We start from the raw sequence: 14,762 nt of genomic DNA, 5'->3' as shown, positions 1-14,762 counted from the left end.
CGCTCCGGGGGCTCGCGCGGCGGCCCCGCATTGGCTAGCCTCACGCTGCGTGAAGGCCATTCGCAGGTTCACCGTCCGTACCGTCCTCCCCGACGAGCTGGCCCCCCTGGGCCGTCTCGCGGCCAACCTCCGCTGGGCGTGGCACCGGGCCACCCGCGAGGTCTTCGCCGCGGTCGACCCCGACGTGTGGGCGGCCTCCGGGCACGACCCGTACCGCATGCTCGGCGAGGTCGACACCGACCGCCTCGCCGAACTCTCCGCCGACCCCGACTTCCTGGCCCGGCTCCGGGCCGCCGAGGCCGACCTCGACGGCTACCTCACCGGCCGCCGCTGGTACGACGAGCACCGCGACGCCGACCCCGGCGCGCCGCCGCCCGCCGCCGTCGCCTACTTCTCCGCCGAGTACGGCCTGACCTCCGCCCTGCCGCAGTACTCCGGCGGCCTCGGCATCCTGGCCGGCGACCACCTCAAGAGCGCCAGCGACCTCGGCGTGCCGCTCATCGGCGTCGGCCTGCTCTACCAGCACGGGTACTTCTCGCAGACCCTCTCGCCCGAGGGCTGGCAGCTGGAGGAGTACCCGGCCATCGACCCGCGGGGGCTGCCCATGACCCAGCTGCGCGGGCCCGGCGGCGAGCCCGTGCGCATCGGCCTCGAACTCCCCGGCGGCCTGGTGCTCGCCGCCCACGTGTGGGTGGTCGACGTCGGCCGGGTGCCGCTGCTGCTCCTCGACGCCCACCACGAGGGCAACCCGCCCGAACTCCGCGGCGTCACCGACCGCCTCTACGGCGGGACGACCGAGCACCGCCTGCGCCAGGAACTGCTCCTGGGCGTCGGCGGGGTGCGCGCCGTGCGCGCGTTCTGCGCGGCCACCGGCCACCCCGAGCCCGAGGTGTTCCACATGAACGAGGGCCACGCCGGGTTCCTCGGCCTGGAGCGGGTCCGCGAGTACATGGGCGAGGGCGGGCTGGCGTTCGGCGAGGCCGTCGAGGCCACCCGCGCCGGCACCGTCTTCACCACCCACACCCCCGTGCCCGCGGGCATCGACCGCTTCCCCCGCGAACTGGTCGAGCGGCACTTCTCCGGCGACGCGTCGGTGGTGTCCGGGCTGCCCGCCCACCGGGTGCTCGAACTGGGCGCCGAGGACTACCCGGACGGCGACCCCGCCGTGTTCAACATGGCGGTCATGGGCATGCGGCTGGCCCAGCGGGTCAACGGCGTGAGCCGGCTGCACGGCGCGGTCAGCCGCGGCATGTTCCGCGGGCTGTGGCCGGGTTTCGACAGCGCCGAGGTGCCCATCACCTCCATCACCAACGGCGTGCACGCGCGCACCTGGGTGGCAGAGGAGGCCCAGGAGCTCGCCCGGCGGCTGGTCCCCGACTCCGGGGAGTTCGCCGCCGCCGACGGCTGGCGCAAGGTCACCGACGGCTCCGAGGCCGAGCTGTGGGAGATGCGGCGCACCCTGCGCCGCCGGCTCGTCGACGACGTGCGCGCCCGGCTGCGGCGGTCCTGGCGGCAGCGGGGGGCGAGCGAGGCCGAACTGGGCTGGGTCGACGACGTGCTCGACCCCGACGTGCTCACCATCGGCTTCGCCCGCCGGGTGCCGTCCTACAAGCGCCTCACCCTCATGCTGCGCGACCGCGAGCGCCTGACCCGGATGCTGCTGCACCCGGAGCGGCCGATCCAGATCGTCATCGCCGGCAAGGCGCACCCCGCCGACGAGGGCGGCAAGCGGCTCATCCAGGAGATCGTCCGGTTCACCGACGACCCCCGGGTGCGCCACCGCATCGTCTTCCTGCCCGACTACGACATGGCGCTCGCCGGGTCGCTGGTGCAGGGCTGCGACGTGTGGCTGAACAACCCGCTGCGCCCGCTGGAGGCGTGCGGCACCTCGGGCATGAAGTCGGCCCTCAACGGCGGGCTGAACCTGTCGGTGCGCGACGGCTGGTGGGACGAGTGGTTCGACGGCTCCAACGGGTGGGCCATCCCCACCGCCGACGGGGTCGCCGACACCGACCGGCGCGACGCGCTGGAGGCCGCGGCGCTCTACGACCTCGTCGACGAGCAGGTCGCGCCGCTGTTCTACGACCACGACGAGGGCGGCCTGCCCAAGCGGTGGCTGGAGATGGTCAAGCACACCGTCGTCTCCCTCGGCCCCAAGGTGCTCGCCACCCGGATGGTGCAGGACTACGTCACCCGGCTGTACCGGCCCGCCGCGCTGTCCTCGCGCGCGCTGCTCGCCTCCGACATGGACGGCGCCCGCGAGCTGGCCGCGTGGAAGCGGCGGGTGCGGCGCGCCTGGCCGGGGGTGCGCATCGAGCACGTCGAGGTCGCCGACGGCGCCGGCCCGCCGCAGGTCGGCGGGGAGTTCGCGGTGGGCGCCACCGTGGTGCTGGGCGACCTCACCCCCGCCGACGTCGACGTGCAGGTCGCCATCGGCCGGGTCTCCGCCGACGACCGGATCGTCGACCCGGCGGTGACCGCCCTCACCCCCGAGTCGGGCGAGGGCCCGCTGGTGCGCTACCGCGGCACCGTGCCGCTGGCGCGCGCCGGCACCTGCGGTTACACGGTGCGCATCCTGCCGCGCCACCCGCTGCTGGCCGACCCCGCCGAGGTGGGCCTGGTCGTGGTCCCGGCGCCGCCCGACGCCACCGGTACCGCGATGCCGCTGCGCTGACCGGGACCGTTACGCACCCGCGCCCCGTCCGGCCGCCGCCGGGCGGGGCGCCGCGCGCTTGACCGGATGCGGCCACGGGCCCCCATAATGGGGGGAAACCGACAGGGGAGCGCTACGGCGCTGAGAGTGCGGCCCCGGCCGCAGACCCTCACACACCTGATCTGGGTCATGCCAGCGAAGGAAGTCGTGGACCCGCCACCGGATCCCGCCGTGGTGTGCGCGCACACCGCCGCGGCCGGCGGCGCTCTTGGCCTGGGCCCTCCGTCCGAACGACGCGAAGGGACACCCGTTGAAGTACACACCGCCCACCACCACCGGGCGGGGGCACCGGTTCCGCACGGTCGACACCGTCGTCGCCGCCGTCCTCGGCGTCGCCATCGGCGTCGTGTTCTGGCTGTGGAACCTGGTCTGGTCGGCCACCGAACCGCTGTTCGTCTTCTTCCCGCCCGCCCAGGCCGTGCTCTACGGCGTGTGGCTGCTGCCCGGCGTGCTCGGCGGGCTGATCATCCGCAAGCCGGGTGCCGCCGTGCTCACCTCCACCGCCGCCGCGTGCGTGTCCATGGTGCTGGGCACCCAGTGGGGCGTGCTCGTGGTGCTGGCCGGCGTCGCCCAGGGGGCGCTGCCCGAGCTGGTGTTCGCCGCCGGGCGCTACCGCCGCTGGGGGATGGGCTGGGCCGTCCTCGCCGCAGCGGCGGCCGGCGTCTCCCCGGCCATCTGGGACAACGTGCAGTACTACTACGCGCTGCCGCTGTCCTTCCAGGTCGCCTACGGCGTCATCGTGATCGCCAGCGCCGCCGTCATCGCCGGTGTCGGCGGGCGGCTGCTGACCACGGCCCTGGCGCGCACCGGCGCGCTCGCCCCGTTCCCGTCGGCCGCGGGGTGAGCGGCGGCGGGGGCGCGCGCGTCGACCTGTCCGGCTGGGGGTGGCGCCACTCCGGGCGCGCCGAATGGGCGCTGCGCGGGGTCGACCTGGTGGTCGAGCCCGGCGAGCGCGTGCTGCTGCTGGGCGCGTCGGGCGCCGGCAAGAGCACCCTGCTGCACGCCCTCGCCGGGCTGGTGGGCGAGGGCCGCGCCGTCACCGGCGAGGAGGAGGGGCGGCTGGCGGTCGACGGCGCCCGTCCGGACGGCGGCCGCACCGGCCTGGTCGGCCAGGACCCCGAGACCCAGCTCGTCATGGCGCGGGCCGGCGACGACGTCGCGTTCGGCCCGGAGAACCTCGGGCTGCCGCGCGCCGAGATCTGGGCGCGGGTGCGCGCCGCCCTCGACGGGGTCGGGTTCCCCTACGGCCCCGACCGGCCGACGGCCGCGCTGTCGGGCGGCGAGAAGCAGCGCCTGGCGCTGGCCGGCGCCCTGGCGCTGCGGCCGCGCCTGCTGCTGCTGGACGAGCCGACCGCCAACCTCGACCCCGAGGGCGCCGCGCTGGTCCGCCGCGTCCTGGCGGACCTGGCCGCGTCCACCGAGGCCACCCTCATCCTCGTCGAGCACCGGGTGGCCGACGTGGTCGGCGCCGGCGGCGCGGACGGGCGCGGCCTGGTCGACCGGGTCGTCGTGCTGGAGCCCGGCGGCGGGGTGGCCGCCGACGGCCCGCCCGCCGAGGTGTTCGCCGCGCACGGCGCCCGCCTGGCGGCGCGCGGGGTGTGGATCCCCGGCCGCGAACCGGCGCCGGCCGTCTCGCCCGCCCCGGGCGGCCCCGAGCTGATCAGCGCCGCCGCCTGCACGGTCCGCCCGCCCGCCCGGCTCGGCGTGCACGCCGCCGCCGGCCCCGACCGGCCCCTGCTGGACGCCGCCGACGCCTCCGTCGCGGCCGGTACGGCCACCGCGCTCACCGGGCCCAACGGGGCCGGGAAGTCCACCCTGCTGACCCTGCTCGCCGGGCTGGCCCGGCCCGACCAGGGCGCCGTCGTCCCGCGCGGGCCGCTCGCCGCCGCCGACGCCCGCCCCCTGGCGCGCTGGCCGGCCCGCCTGCTGGCCCGGCACGTCGGCACGGTGTTCCAGCACGCCGAGGACCAGTTCGTCACCGGCACCGTCCGCGACGAGCTGCGGTTCGCCCCGCTGCGCGCGGGGCGCACCCGCGAGGAGGCCGACGCGCGCGCCGACGCCCTGCTCCAGCGGCTGCGCCTGGACCGCCTCGCCGACGTCCACCCGTTCACGCTCTCCGGCGGGGAGAAGCGGCGGCTGTCGGTGGCCACGGCGCTCAGCTCCGGGCCGCGGCACGCGCCCGACGCGCTGCTGCTGGACGAGCCGACGTTCGGCCAGGACACCACCACCTGGACCGAGCTGGTGGAGCTGCTGGCCGAGCTGCGCGCCGAGGGGCGCGCGCTCGTCCTGGCCACCCACGACGCGCCCCTGCTGCGGGCGCTGGCGGACGTCGAGCTGCGGGTCCGCGCCGGCCGGGTGGCCCCGGCCGCCGCCTCCGGGCCGCGCCCGGCCGCAGGGGGGACCCCGTGACCGCGCCCGCCGCCGGCCCGGAGGCGGGCCGCGGACCGTCGGCGCCGGCCCCCGCCGGGCTGCCGCGCGCCAACCCGGCGGCCAAGGTGGTCGCCGCGCTGCTGGTGGCCGTGGCGCTGGTGCCGGTCGTCGACGCGGTCACCGCGGGCGCCGTCCTGGCCGCCGGACTCGCCGCGGTGCCGTTCGCCCGGCTGCCCGGGCGGCTGCTGCTCGGCCTCGGCCTGCCGCTGCTGCTCATGTCGGCGTCGGTCGGACTGGTCACCCTCCTGTTCGGCGAGGGCGGGCCGCAGGAGGCGCTGGGGGCCGCCCTGCGGCTGCCGGCCATCGCGCTGCCGGGCATGCTCGTCGGGCTGACCAGCGACCCCACCGACCTCGCCGACGCGCTGGTGCAGCGACTGCGCGTCCCCGAGCGGCCGGCCATGGGGGTGCTGGCGGCGCTGCGGCTCGTCCCGCTGCTCGCCGGGCAGTGGCGGACGCTCGGCCGGGCGCGGCGGGCCCGCGGCCTGGAGGCCGGGCGCAACCCGGTCGCGGCCGTCACGATCTCGGCGGGCAAGGTGTTCGCGCTGCTCGTGCGGTCGATCCGGACCGGGACCCTGCTGGCGATGGCGATGGACGCCCGCGGGTTCGGCGGCGGGCAGCCCCGCGGCCACGCGCGCACCAGCCCGTGGCGGCCCGCCGACACCGCGCTGGTCGCCGGGACGGCGGCCGTCCTCGCCGCCGCCCACGGCCTCTCCCTCGCGCTCGGCACCTGGACCCCGCTGCTGGCCTAGAGCGCGCGCGGGGCCCCCGCCGTGGTAGACACCGGGGGACGACAGTTGCGCGTGAGAGGCGGGCGAACGTGGGCGAACTCGTGCGGGTGACGGCCGATCCGGACACCCCCGCTGTGGCGGTGATCCGGCTCGACCGGCCGAAGATGAACGCGCTGGACGCGCGGATGCAGCGGGAGATCGGCGCGGCGGCCGAGGCCGTCGCGGCCGACGACGCGGTGCGGGCCGTGGTGCTCTACGGCGGCGAGCGGGTGTTCGCCGCCGGCGCCGACGTCAAGGAGATGGCGGCGATGGGCTACGCCGAGATGGCCGCCCACTCCCGCACCCTCCAGGAGTCGTTCACCGCCGTGGCCCGCATCCCCAAGCCGGTCGTCGCCGCCGTCACCGGCTACGCGCTGGGCGGCGGGCTGGAACTGGCGCTGTGCGCCGACTTCCGGGTGGCCGCCGACGACGCCCGGCTCGGCCAGCCGGAGATCCTGCTCGGCGTCATCCCCGGCGCGGGGGGCACCCAGCGGCTGCCGCGCCTGGTCGGCCCGGCGCGCGCCAAGGACCTCATCTTCACCGGGCGGCACGTGGGCGCCGAGGAGGCGCTGGCGATCGGCCTGGTCGACTCCGTCGTCCCGGCGGGCGAGGTCTACGCAGCAGCGGTGGCCATGGCGGCCCGCTACGCCGAAGGCCCGGCCCTGGCCCTTCGCGCGGCCAAGCAGGCCGTCGACAGCGGGCTGGAGACCGACCTCGCCACCGGGCTGGAGATCGAGCGGCTGCACTTCGCGTCGCTGTTCGCCACCGAGGACCAGAAGGAGGGCATGCGCTCCTTCGCCGAGGAGGGGCCCGGCAAGGCCCGCTTCACCGGCCGCTGACGGCCACCGCGACACCCGACCACCAGCGACACCCGACCATCATCAGACGGAGGACACCGGCCATGTGGGGATTGCAGACCCGACCGGCCGCCGAGCGCGGCGACCTGCTGGCGGCGCCCGTGGCGGCCGCGGTCGAGGGGTGGAAGCACGCCACCCCGGTGAGCGAGCTGCTCGTCGCCGAGATCGACCCCGGGCTCGCCGACACCGCGGCCTGCTGCGACGCCTACGGCATCCCCATGGGGGCGTCGGCCAACTGCGTGATCGTCGCGGCCAAGCGCGGCGGGCAGACGCGCATGGCGGCGTGCGTGGTGTTGGCCACCACCCGCGCCGACGTGAACGGGGTCGCCCGCCGGCACCTCGGGGCGCGCAAGGCGTCGTTCGCCCGCCAGGAGGACGCGGTCGAGGCCGCCGGGATGGAGTACGGCGGCATCACGCCGATCGGGCTGCCCGCCGACTGGCCGGTGCTCGTCGACAGCGCTGTGGTGGAGGCCGCGCACGTCGTGGTGGGCAGCGGGCTGCGGGCGTCCAAGCTCGTGGTGCCGGGCGCGGTGCTCGCGGAGCTGCCCGGCGCCGAGGTGATCGACGGGCTGGGCGTCCCCGCGGAGTGACGGTGCCCGCCGCCCGCCCCGCGCCGCGGCGGGCGGCGGGGGCCCGCCACGGCCGGAACAGGCCGCCGCCGGGCGCCCGCGCGGAACCGCGCCGCCGCTTTTTCCGTCATACTCGTGTGGTCGCTCGAAACGCCGTCCGGAGCGCGATCCGGGAAGCCGTCGGCCTCCCGCCGATGGGCGGTTCGGCCGGCTCGCATCCGGAGCGCGCCGCGGTGGTCCTCCGTACCCCTGCGGGCCCCGGACTTTGGTTGCTGTGGAGATCACGAGGCGTACGGACCGGCCGAGGGCCGCGTTCCGGCGCGGAACCCGACCGGCCGCGGCCGATAGGCTGAGGTGGTATGCGGGGTTTGAGGGGATGAATTCGCTATGGCAATGACGGCAGGTTTCCCCGAGGGTGAGGAGCTGCCGGCACGCATCGGCCCCTACCTGATCCGGCGGCGTATCGGTCAGGGCGGTATGGGCGTTGTGTACCAAGCCGTAGACCCTCGGCAGGACCGGCTGGTCGCCATCAAGGTCCTCCGTTCCGAGGTCGCGGGCGACCACATCGCCCGCGCCCGGCTGGCGCGCGAGGTCGAGACCATGCGCCGGGTCCACAGCCGGCACGTCGCCGAGGTGATCGACGCCGACACCACGGCCGAACTCCCCTGGGTGGTCACCGAGTACATCCCGGGGCCCACGCTCGACTCCACGGTCACCGACCACGGCCCGCTGCGCGGCCGCGCCCTGACCCGGTTCGTGACCGGCCTGGCCCGCGCGATCGACGCCATCCACGCGGCCGACGTCATCCACCGCGACCTCAAGCCCGGCAACGTCATCATCTCCAACGGCGAGCCGATCGTCATCGACTTCGGCATTGCGCACGCCGTCGACGGCGCCAAGCTCACCCAGACCGGCACGTTCGTCGGCACCCCCAGCTACCTGTCGCCCGAGGTCATCGAGGGCACCGACCTCGGCCCGGCCACCGACGTCCACGCGTGGGGCTCCACGGTGGCCTTCGCCTCGACCGGCCACGCCCCCTACGGTGCGGGCTCCTTCGAGGTCATCTTCTTCCGCATCCTCAACGGCGAGATCAACGTCGACGGCATGCCCGCGGAGCTGAAGCCGCTGGTCATGCGCGCGGTGTCCCGCGACATGTCGGCGCGGCCCACCGCCGCCGAACTCGTCGCCGCCACCGGCCGCCTCAACCTCGACCTGCCGTGGAGCGAGGACATCGCCTCCTACGCCGGGTCGGGGCTGACCGCCCACCACACCGTCCAGGGCTCCGTCCCCGACCGCGACGCCGACCGCGACCGCGACTCCGGCGGCGGGTTCGGCGCCGCGGCCGCGGGCGCGGCCGCCGGTGCGGGGGCCGGCGCGCTCGCCGCCTCCGCCGCCGGGTGGGGCGCCGACGCCCCCGACGTCCCCGGGACCCCGCCGCGCGCCGGCGGCGCCGACCGCACGATGGCGGCCGGTGCCGAGGCCGCCCCCGACCGCACCATGGCGGTCGACCCGGACGCCGCGGACCGCCCCGACCGGACGATGGCGGTCGAACCCGACCGCCCCGACCGCACCATGGCGGTGGAGCCGCAGCGAGCCGACCGCACGATGGCGGTCGACCCGGACGGTCCCGCCACGGGCCGGCTCGACTACGACGAGCCCGACGACGACCCCCGGGCGCCGCAGACGGCGTTCTTCAACTCCACGCTGCGGCCCGAGGAGTTCCGCGACATCCTCACCCCCGTCGACGAGGGCCGGGGCCGGTCGACCGTCCCCTTCGACGAGGACGAGGACGAGGACGGCGAGCGCGAGGGCCGCGGCGGGCTGTTCGCCCGGTTCGGCCGCTCGGGCGGCGACCGGCTGAGCGACTACCTCGGCGGCGACGACGACGAGGACGACGGCTACGCCGAGGACGAGCCGCGCCGCCTGCCGTCGCTCATCCTCATCCCGCTGCTGGTCCTGGTGGCCGGGCTCTGCCTCACCGTGCCCGCCGTCGGCGCGCTGATCGGGCTGCTGTCGGCGTCGGTGCTGGGCGCCTTCCACATGGTCAAGACCGAGCACGCGCGGCGGCTGCAGACCCGCGGCCCGCGCAGCTCCGACAGCATGGTCATCGCGCTCAGCATGCCGTGGGCGTTCCTGCGCACGCTGGGCCGGACCCTGCTGTACGGGGTGGGCTACCTGCTGGTGGGCATCATCGTCGGCATGGTCGTCGGGCTGGTCACCGACAACTTCGTCGCCAACCACATCGGGGCGTACGCGCTGTGCGTCACGGTGCTGCTGAGCTTCCTCGGCCCCAACGGCAGTGGGACCCGCCGCGAGGCGGTGCGGCTGGTCGGCAAGATCGGCATCCGCAACGTCTACGTCTACTGGGGCTCCATCGTCGTCACCGTGCTGCTGGCGATGCTGGTGGTCTCCTACGGCATCAGCGCGGCGCCCGCCTGGGTGCTGCTGGGCAGCGGCCCCTCCGGCTGGTTCGGCTGACGCGCGCCGCGTCCGGGACCAGCGACGAGACGTGTCCCACACCCCGGACGCGGGGTTTCGCTTGCCCTGGTGCTACCAGTCAGTAACATCGGAGGGGAAGCCGTAACCATCGAAGTGCGGGCGGCGTGACGTGAACGCCGACCCCGCTACCGAATGACATTCGGTCAACTGGCACCCTTAGGGGCCACGGGCGCGCGAGGCGTCCGCGCCGTCCGAGCGGACGGGGCATGGGAGCGCAGGGAGGTCGGCCACCGGCCATGGATATCGTCGTTTTGGTCAAGCAGGTCCCGGACACGGCGACCGAGCGGAAACTCTCGTCGGACGACAACACGCTGGACCGCGCCGCGTCCGACGGCGTCATCAACGAGCTCGACGAGTACGCGATCGAGGAGGCGCTGCTCCTCAAGGAGAAGCACGGCGGCGAGGTCACCATCCTCACGATGGGCCCCGACCAGGCCACCGACTCCATCCGCAAGGCGCTGTCCATGGGCGCCGACAAGGCGGTGCACCTCGTCGACGACGCCCTGCACGGGTCGGACTCCCTGCAGACCGCCTACGCGCTCGCCCAGGCCCTCGGCACGGTCTCCTACGACCTGGTCGTCCTGGGCTCGGAGTCCACCGACGCCCGCACCGGCGTCGTCGGCGCGGCCCTGGCCGAGTACCTCGGCCTGCCGCAGCTCACCTTCGCGCGCAAGGTCGAGGTGGACGGCTCCGCCATCACCATCCACCGCCAGACCGACCACGGCTACGACGTCGTGCAGGCGCAGCTGCCGGCCGTGGTGTCGGTGGTCGAGAAGATCAACGAGCCGCGCTACCCGTCGTTCAAGCTCATCATGCAGGCGAAGAAGAAGCCGGTGCAGAAGCTGTCCGCCGCCGACGCCGGCATCGACACGGGCAAGGTCGGCCTGGCCGCCGCCACGACCGAGACCCTCGACTTCACCGCCGCGCCGCCGCGTGCCGCGGGGACCGTCGTCAAGGACGAGGGCGACGGCGGGGTCAAGGCCGCCGACTTCCTCGCCGAGAAGAAGTTCATCTAGGTCCGCGAGCGGGGAACGAAAGTAGGGATTCACAACATGGCTGAGGTCCTCGTCCTCGTCGACCACGTCGACGGAGAGGTCAAGAAGGTCACCACCGAGCTGCTCACGGTCGCCCGCCGCATCGGCGAGCCCGCGGCCGTGTGGATCGGCGACGGCGCCGACGCGGGCCGCGCCCGGCTCGCCGAGTACGGCGCCGCCAAGGTCTACGTCGCACCGGCCGAGCTGGGCGACTACGTCGTGGCGCCCAAGGCCGAGCTGCTCGCGAAGCTGGTCGGCGACACGTCGGCCGCCGCCGTCCTGGTGTCGGCCACGGCCGAGAACAAGGAGATCGCCGGGCGCACCGCCGTCAAGCTGGGCTCCGGCGTCCTGACCGACGTGGTCGACGTCACCGCCGAGCTGGTGGCCGAGCACAGCGTGTTCGGCGGCTCCACGATCACCCACGCCAAGGTGCGCACGGGCGTCCCGGTCATCGCCGTGCGGCCCAACGCCGTGACCCCCGAGCCCGCCGAGGGCGCCGCCGCCCAGGAGGACGTGGCGGTGGAGGTCTCCGACGCCGCCAAGGGCGCGAAGGTCGTCGAGCGCGTCGCCGAGGAGAAGGGCGAGCGCCCCGAGCTGACCGAGGCCGCGATCGTGGTCTCCGGCGGCCGCGGCGTGGGCTCCGACGACTTCTCGGTGGTGGAGAACCTGGCCGACGCCCTGGGCGCGGCCGTGGGCGCCTCGCGCGCCGCCGTCGACTCCGGCTGGTACCCCAACCAGTTCCAGGTGGGCCAGACCGGCAAGACGGTCAGCCCGAACCTGTACGTGGCGCTCGGCATCTCCGGTGCCATCCAGCACCGCGCGGGCATGCAGACCTCGAAGAACATCCTCGCGGTCAACAAGGACCCCGAGGCGCCGATCTTCGAGCTGGCCGACTTCGGTGTGGTGGGCGACCTGCACACGGTGGCCCCCCGCCTCACCGAGGAGATCACCAAGCGCAAGTAGCGCGACGCGCACGGCCGGAGCGCCGCGGCCGGGGCACGCCCCCGGACCGCGGCGCTCCGGCGTCGGTCCTCAGCCGTCCGCTTGGCCGACGATCATGCCGTTGAAGCGCCAGTCCTCGACCTCGTGCGGCGGGTCGGGGGTGACCGCCAGGTCGACGTGCCCGGTGTGGTGCCGGTAGGTGACGGCCGCCACGTACTGGTCGCCCGGGATCTCGGCCGGGTCGAGGCGGGAGTCGGACACGATGTGGACCTCGCCGGTCTCCTCGTCCGGGTGGCCGGCGTAGAAGTCCGCGGAGACGCCGGTGGCGTCGAGGAGCCGACGGGCGTCGGCCACCGTGCCGCCCTCCAGCACGCCCTCGTCGATCAGCCCGATGTCCTCGGGGTCGGCGGGCACGTGCGTGGCGTCCCACACCTCCCCGGGCTCGGCCGCGCGGTAGACGTAGATCTCGACGGTGCCGGGCTGGTCCCTGGGGATGCGGATCACCGTGGGGCAGCCGGACCGGTCGGCGGGGTCGGCGTTGCAGTCGGCGGGTGCGATGTCGACCTGGGGCTCCCCCTCCGGCCGGCCCTCCCAGGAGCCGCCGAGCAGCGTGTTGGCGAGGGCGGGGTCGAGGGTGGGCAGCAGGTCGAGCCGGACGTCCAGGCCGTACTCGGCGAGTTCGGCGGCGTAGGTCTCGACGTCGGCCCGGGGGTCGACGACCTCGGCGACGACGTAGTCGCCGTCCTCGGTGATCTCCAGGGCGCCGGCCGGGTCGGGGCCGAAGAGGGAGTCCGGCGACAGGACGGCGCCGCCGAGCACGGAGGCCGCCACGGCCGCCGCCACCAGCGGGGTGCCGATCAGGATGCGGCGACGGGCGCCGGAGCGCGCGCGGACCCGGTCGCGGCGCGGTGCGGGGGCGGCGGCGCCGGCGTCGCGGGCCAGCAGGGCGACGGCGTCGGCGGCGGTGGCGGGGTCGGCGGGGGGCAGCCGGTCGATCCGGGGGGCCAGGGCGCGCAGTGTGTGGTCGAGCTTCTCGGGCGCGGTCATGGTGGGCCTTTCTAATCGGCCGTCGCGTGGGCGGGGGTGAGAACGGTTCCGGCGGGGGTGAGCCCGGCGGCGCGGAGCGCACGGGCGAAGCGGCGCCGCGCCCGGTGCAGCCGGACCCGGGCGGTGGCGCGGGAGCAGCCGAGCGCGCGGGCGACACCCGCGGGGTCGAGGCCCTCCCAGGCGGTGAGGGCGAGCACCTCGCGGTCGAGGTCGGGGAGGGTGCGGAAGACCCGGCCGATGTCGACCATGCCGGGATCGGCGGGCGGCACGGCCTCGGTGACGGCGAGCTCGCCGCGCAGCCGCTCGGCCAGCCGGGTGCGGCGCCGCTCGCCCCGCGCCCGGTTGGCGAGCACGTTGCGGGCGACGCCGAAGAGCCACGGCCGCAGGGAGTCGTCGTCGGGAAGCTCGGCCGCGCGGTTCCACGCGACCAGGAAGGTGTCGGCCACCACGTCCGCCGCCTCGTCGGCTCCACCGGTGCGGCGCAGCGCGTAGCGCAGGAGGTCGTCGCGGTGGCGGAGGTAGATCCGCTCGAAGCCGCGGAGGCGGGGGTCGGGCGGGGGGACCTCGAATTCCACGGGGGTCCCTTTCGTCGTCGGATGGGGGAGGGGTTCGCCACTACATGTCCGGCGCCGCCCCCGGCGTTGCACGTGCCGCCGGACTTCTCCGTCGGCCGGGGCGGCGGGCCGGGCGGGGGCGGGGGCCGCCTATCCTTGGGGGGCCATGGTGTATCTGGATCACGCAGCCACGACCCCGGTCCGCGCCGAGGCGCTCGCGGACATGACCGAGGAGTTCGGGCGGCTCGGGAACGCGTCGTCGCTGCACGGCTCGGGCCGCCGCGCCCGCCGGGTGGTCGAGGAGGCGCGCGAGGCCGTCGCCGACGCGCTCGGCGCCACCCCGCACGAGGTGGTGTTCACCGCGGGCGGCACCGAGGCCGACAACCTCGCCGTCAAGGGGCTGTACTGGGCGCGGCACCGCGCCGACCCCGCCCGGCGGCGCGTCCTCGTCGGCGCGGTCGAGCACCACGCGGTCCTCGACCCCGCGAAGTGGACCGCCGACCACCAGGGCGCCGTGTACGAGGAGCTCCCGGTCGACCGGCTCGGCCGCGTCCACCCCGACGTGCTGCGCGCCGCCATCGAACGCGACCCCGGCGGCGTCGCCCTGGTGTCGGTCATGTGGGCCAACAACGAGGTCGGCACCGTGCAGCCGGTCGCCGAACTGGCCGCCGTCGCGCGTGAGTACGGCATCCCCCTGCACACCGACGCCGTGCAGGCCGTCGGCGTCGAACCCGTCGACTTCGCGGCCACCGGGGCCGCCGCGCTGACCGTCTCCGGGCACAAGCTGGGCGGGCCCGTGGGCGCGGGCGCGCTGCTGCTGGCGCGCGGCGTCGACCCGGTGCCCGTGCTGCACGGCGGCGGCCAGGAGCGCGAGGTGCGGTCGGGCACCCTCGCCGTCCCGCTGCTGCGCGGGTTCGCCACGGCGGTGCGGCTGGCGGTCGCCGAGCGCGCCGGGCACGCCGCCCGGCTGGCCGGGCTGCGCGACGGCCTGGAGGCGGCCGTGCGCGCCGCCGTCCCCGATGTCGTGGTCAACGGCGACCCGGAGCACCGCCTGCCCGGGATCTCCCACCTGTCCTTCCCCGGGTGCGAGGGCGACGCACTGCTGATGCTGCTCGACGCCCGGGGGATCGAGTGCTCCACCGGGTCGGCGTGTTCGGCGGGCGTGGCGCGGGCCAGCCACGTGCTGCTGGCCATGGGCGCCGACCCCGACACCGCCCGCAGCTCCCTGCGGTTCTCCCTGGGCCGCGGGTCGACCGACGGCGACGCCGCCGCGCTGGGCGAGGCGATCGGCCCGGCCGTGGCGCGGGCGCGCGCCGCGCGCGAACGGCGCCGCTAGAACCGGGCGGCCGG

At 75.9% G+C, this 14,762-nt stretch carries 12 protein-coding genes and 1 riboswitch; of the genes, 10 read left to right on the top strand and 2 right to left on the bottom strand.

Annotation, left to right across the window (positions count from 1 at the left end; translation table 11 throughout):
- Positions 1-49: 49 nt before the first annotated feature.
- The 9 genes from glgP to NT8_RS02420 all read left to right on the top strand — a co-directional run bounded on the left by glgP (position 50) and on the right by NT8_RS02420 (position 11,832).
- A complete protein-coding gene (glgP, locus tag NT8_RS02460; RefSeq protein WP_067963772.1) occupies positions 50-2,674 on the top strand; it encodes an alpha-glucan family phosphorylase in 2,625 nt (874 codons plus the stop codon).
- Positions 2,675-2,767: 93 nt separating this feature from the next.
- A riboswitch (TPP riboswitch) is annotated at positions 2,768-2,874 on the top strand.
- Between the two features lie 89 nt (positions 2,875-2,963).
- Positions 2,964-3,557, top strand: a complete 594-nt coding sequence (locus tag NT8_RS02455; protein ID WP_067963768.1) for an ECF transporter S component — start codon at positions 2,964-2,966, stop codon at positions 3,555-3,557.
- Positions 3,554-5,122 carry an ABC transporter ATP-binding protein gene (locus NT8_RS30250; protein WP_067963764.1) on the top strand — a complete coding sequence of 523 codons (1,569 nt, stop codon included), beginning with the start codon at positions 3,554-3,556 and terminating at the stop codon, positions 5,120-5,122. Before NT8_RS02455 ends, NT8_RS30250 begins: the two co-directional genes overlap by 4 nt.
- Positions 5,119-5,892, top strand: coding sequence for an energy-coupling factor transporter transmembrane component T (locus NT8_RS30245; RefSeq protein ID WP_174549509.1), 774 nt, complete (start codon positions 5,119-5,121; stop codon positions 5,890-5,892). The genes NT8_RS30250 and NT8_RS30245 overlap by 4 nt, the downstream gene beginning before the upstream one ends.
- 68 nt (positions 5,893-5,960) lie before the next feature.
- Positions 5,961-6,749 carry an enoyl-CoA hydratase/isomerase family protein gene (locus NT8_RS02440; protein WP_067963761.1) on the top strand — a complete coding sequence of 263 codons (789 nt, stop codon included), beginning with the start codon at positions 5,961-5,963 and terminating at the stop codon, positions 6,747-6,749.
- A gap of 62 nt (positions 6,750-6,811) precedes the next feature.
- Positions 6,812-7,357, top strand: coding sequence for a YbaK/EbsC family protein (locus NT8_RS02435; protein WP_067963758.1), 546 nt, complete (start codon positions 6,812-6,814; stop codon positions 7,355-7,357).
- Between the two features lie 372 nt (positions 7,358-7,729).
- Entirely contained in the window at positions 7,730-9,814 is a 2,085-nt protein-coding gene (locus NT8_RS02430) for a serine/threonine-protein kinase (RefSeq protein ID WP_067963755.1), read from the top strand.
- Between the two features lie 257 nt (positions 9,815-10,071).
- On the top strand, positions 10,072-10,851 hold the full coding sequence (locus tag NT8_RS02425; RefSeq protein WP_067963754.1) for an electron transfer flavoprotein subunit beta/FixA family protein: 780 nt from the start codon (positions 10,072-10,074) through the stop codon (positions 10,849-10,851).
- Between the two features lie 36 nt (positions 10,852-10,887).
- Positions 10,888-11,832, top strand: coding sequence for an electron transfer flavoprotein subunit alpha/FixB family protein (locus NT8_RS02420; RefSeq protein ID WP_067963751.1), 945 nt, complete (start codon positions 10,888-10,890; stop codon positions 11,830-11,832).
- Positions 11,833-11,901: 69 nt separating this feature from the next.
- Here NT8_RS02420 and NT8_RS02415 read toward each other — a convergent pair whose 3' ends face one another.
- Both NT8_RS02415 and NT8_RS02410 read right to left on the bottom strand, forming a co-directional pair.
- Positions 11,902-12,858: a hypothetical protein gene (locus NT8_RS02415; RefSeq protein ID WP_067963748.1), complete on the bottom strand. Its 957-nt coding sequence runs from the start codon at positions 12,856-12,858 to the stop codon at positions 11,902-11,904.
- Positions 12,859-12,869: 11 nt separating this feature from the next.
- Positions 12,870-13,433: an RNA polymerase sigma factor gene (locus tag NT8_RS02410; protein ID WP_067963744.1), complete on the bottom strand. Its 564-nt coding sequence runs from the start codon at positions 13,431-13,433 to the stop codon at positions 12,870-12,872.
- 145 nt (positions 13,434-13,578) lie between these two features.
- Here NT8_RS02410 and NT8_RS02405 point away from each other — a divergent pair, with 145 nt between their 5' ends.
- Entirely contained in the window at positions 13,579-14,748 is a 1,170-nt protein-coding gene (locus tag NT8_RS02405) for a cysteine desulfurase family protein (RefSeq protein WP_067963741.1), read from the top strand.
- Positions 14,749-14,762 lie beyond the last annotated feature (14 nt).

This window comes from Nocardiopsis trehalosi NBRC 14201, assembly GCF_001552555.1.
GTDB lineage: Bacteria > Actinomycetota > Actinomycetes > Streptosporangiales > Streptosporangiaceae > Nocardiopsis_B > Nocardiopsis_B trehalosi.
This window is presented reverse-complemented; position numbering and strand designations above follow the sequence as displayed.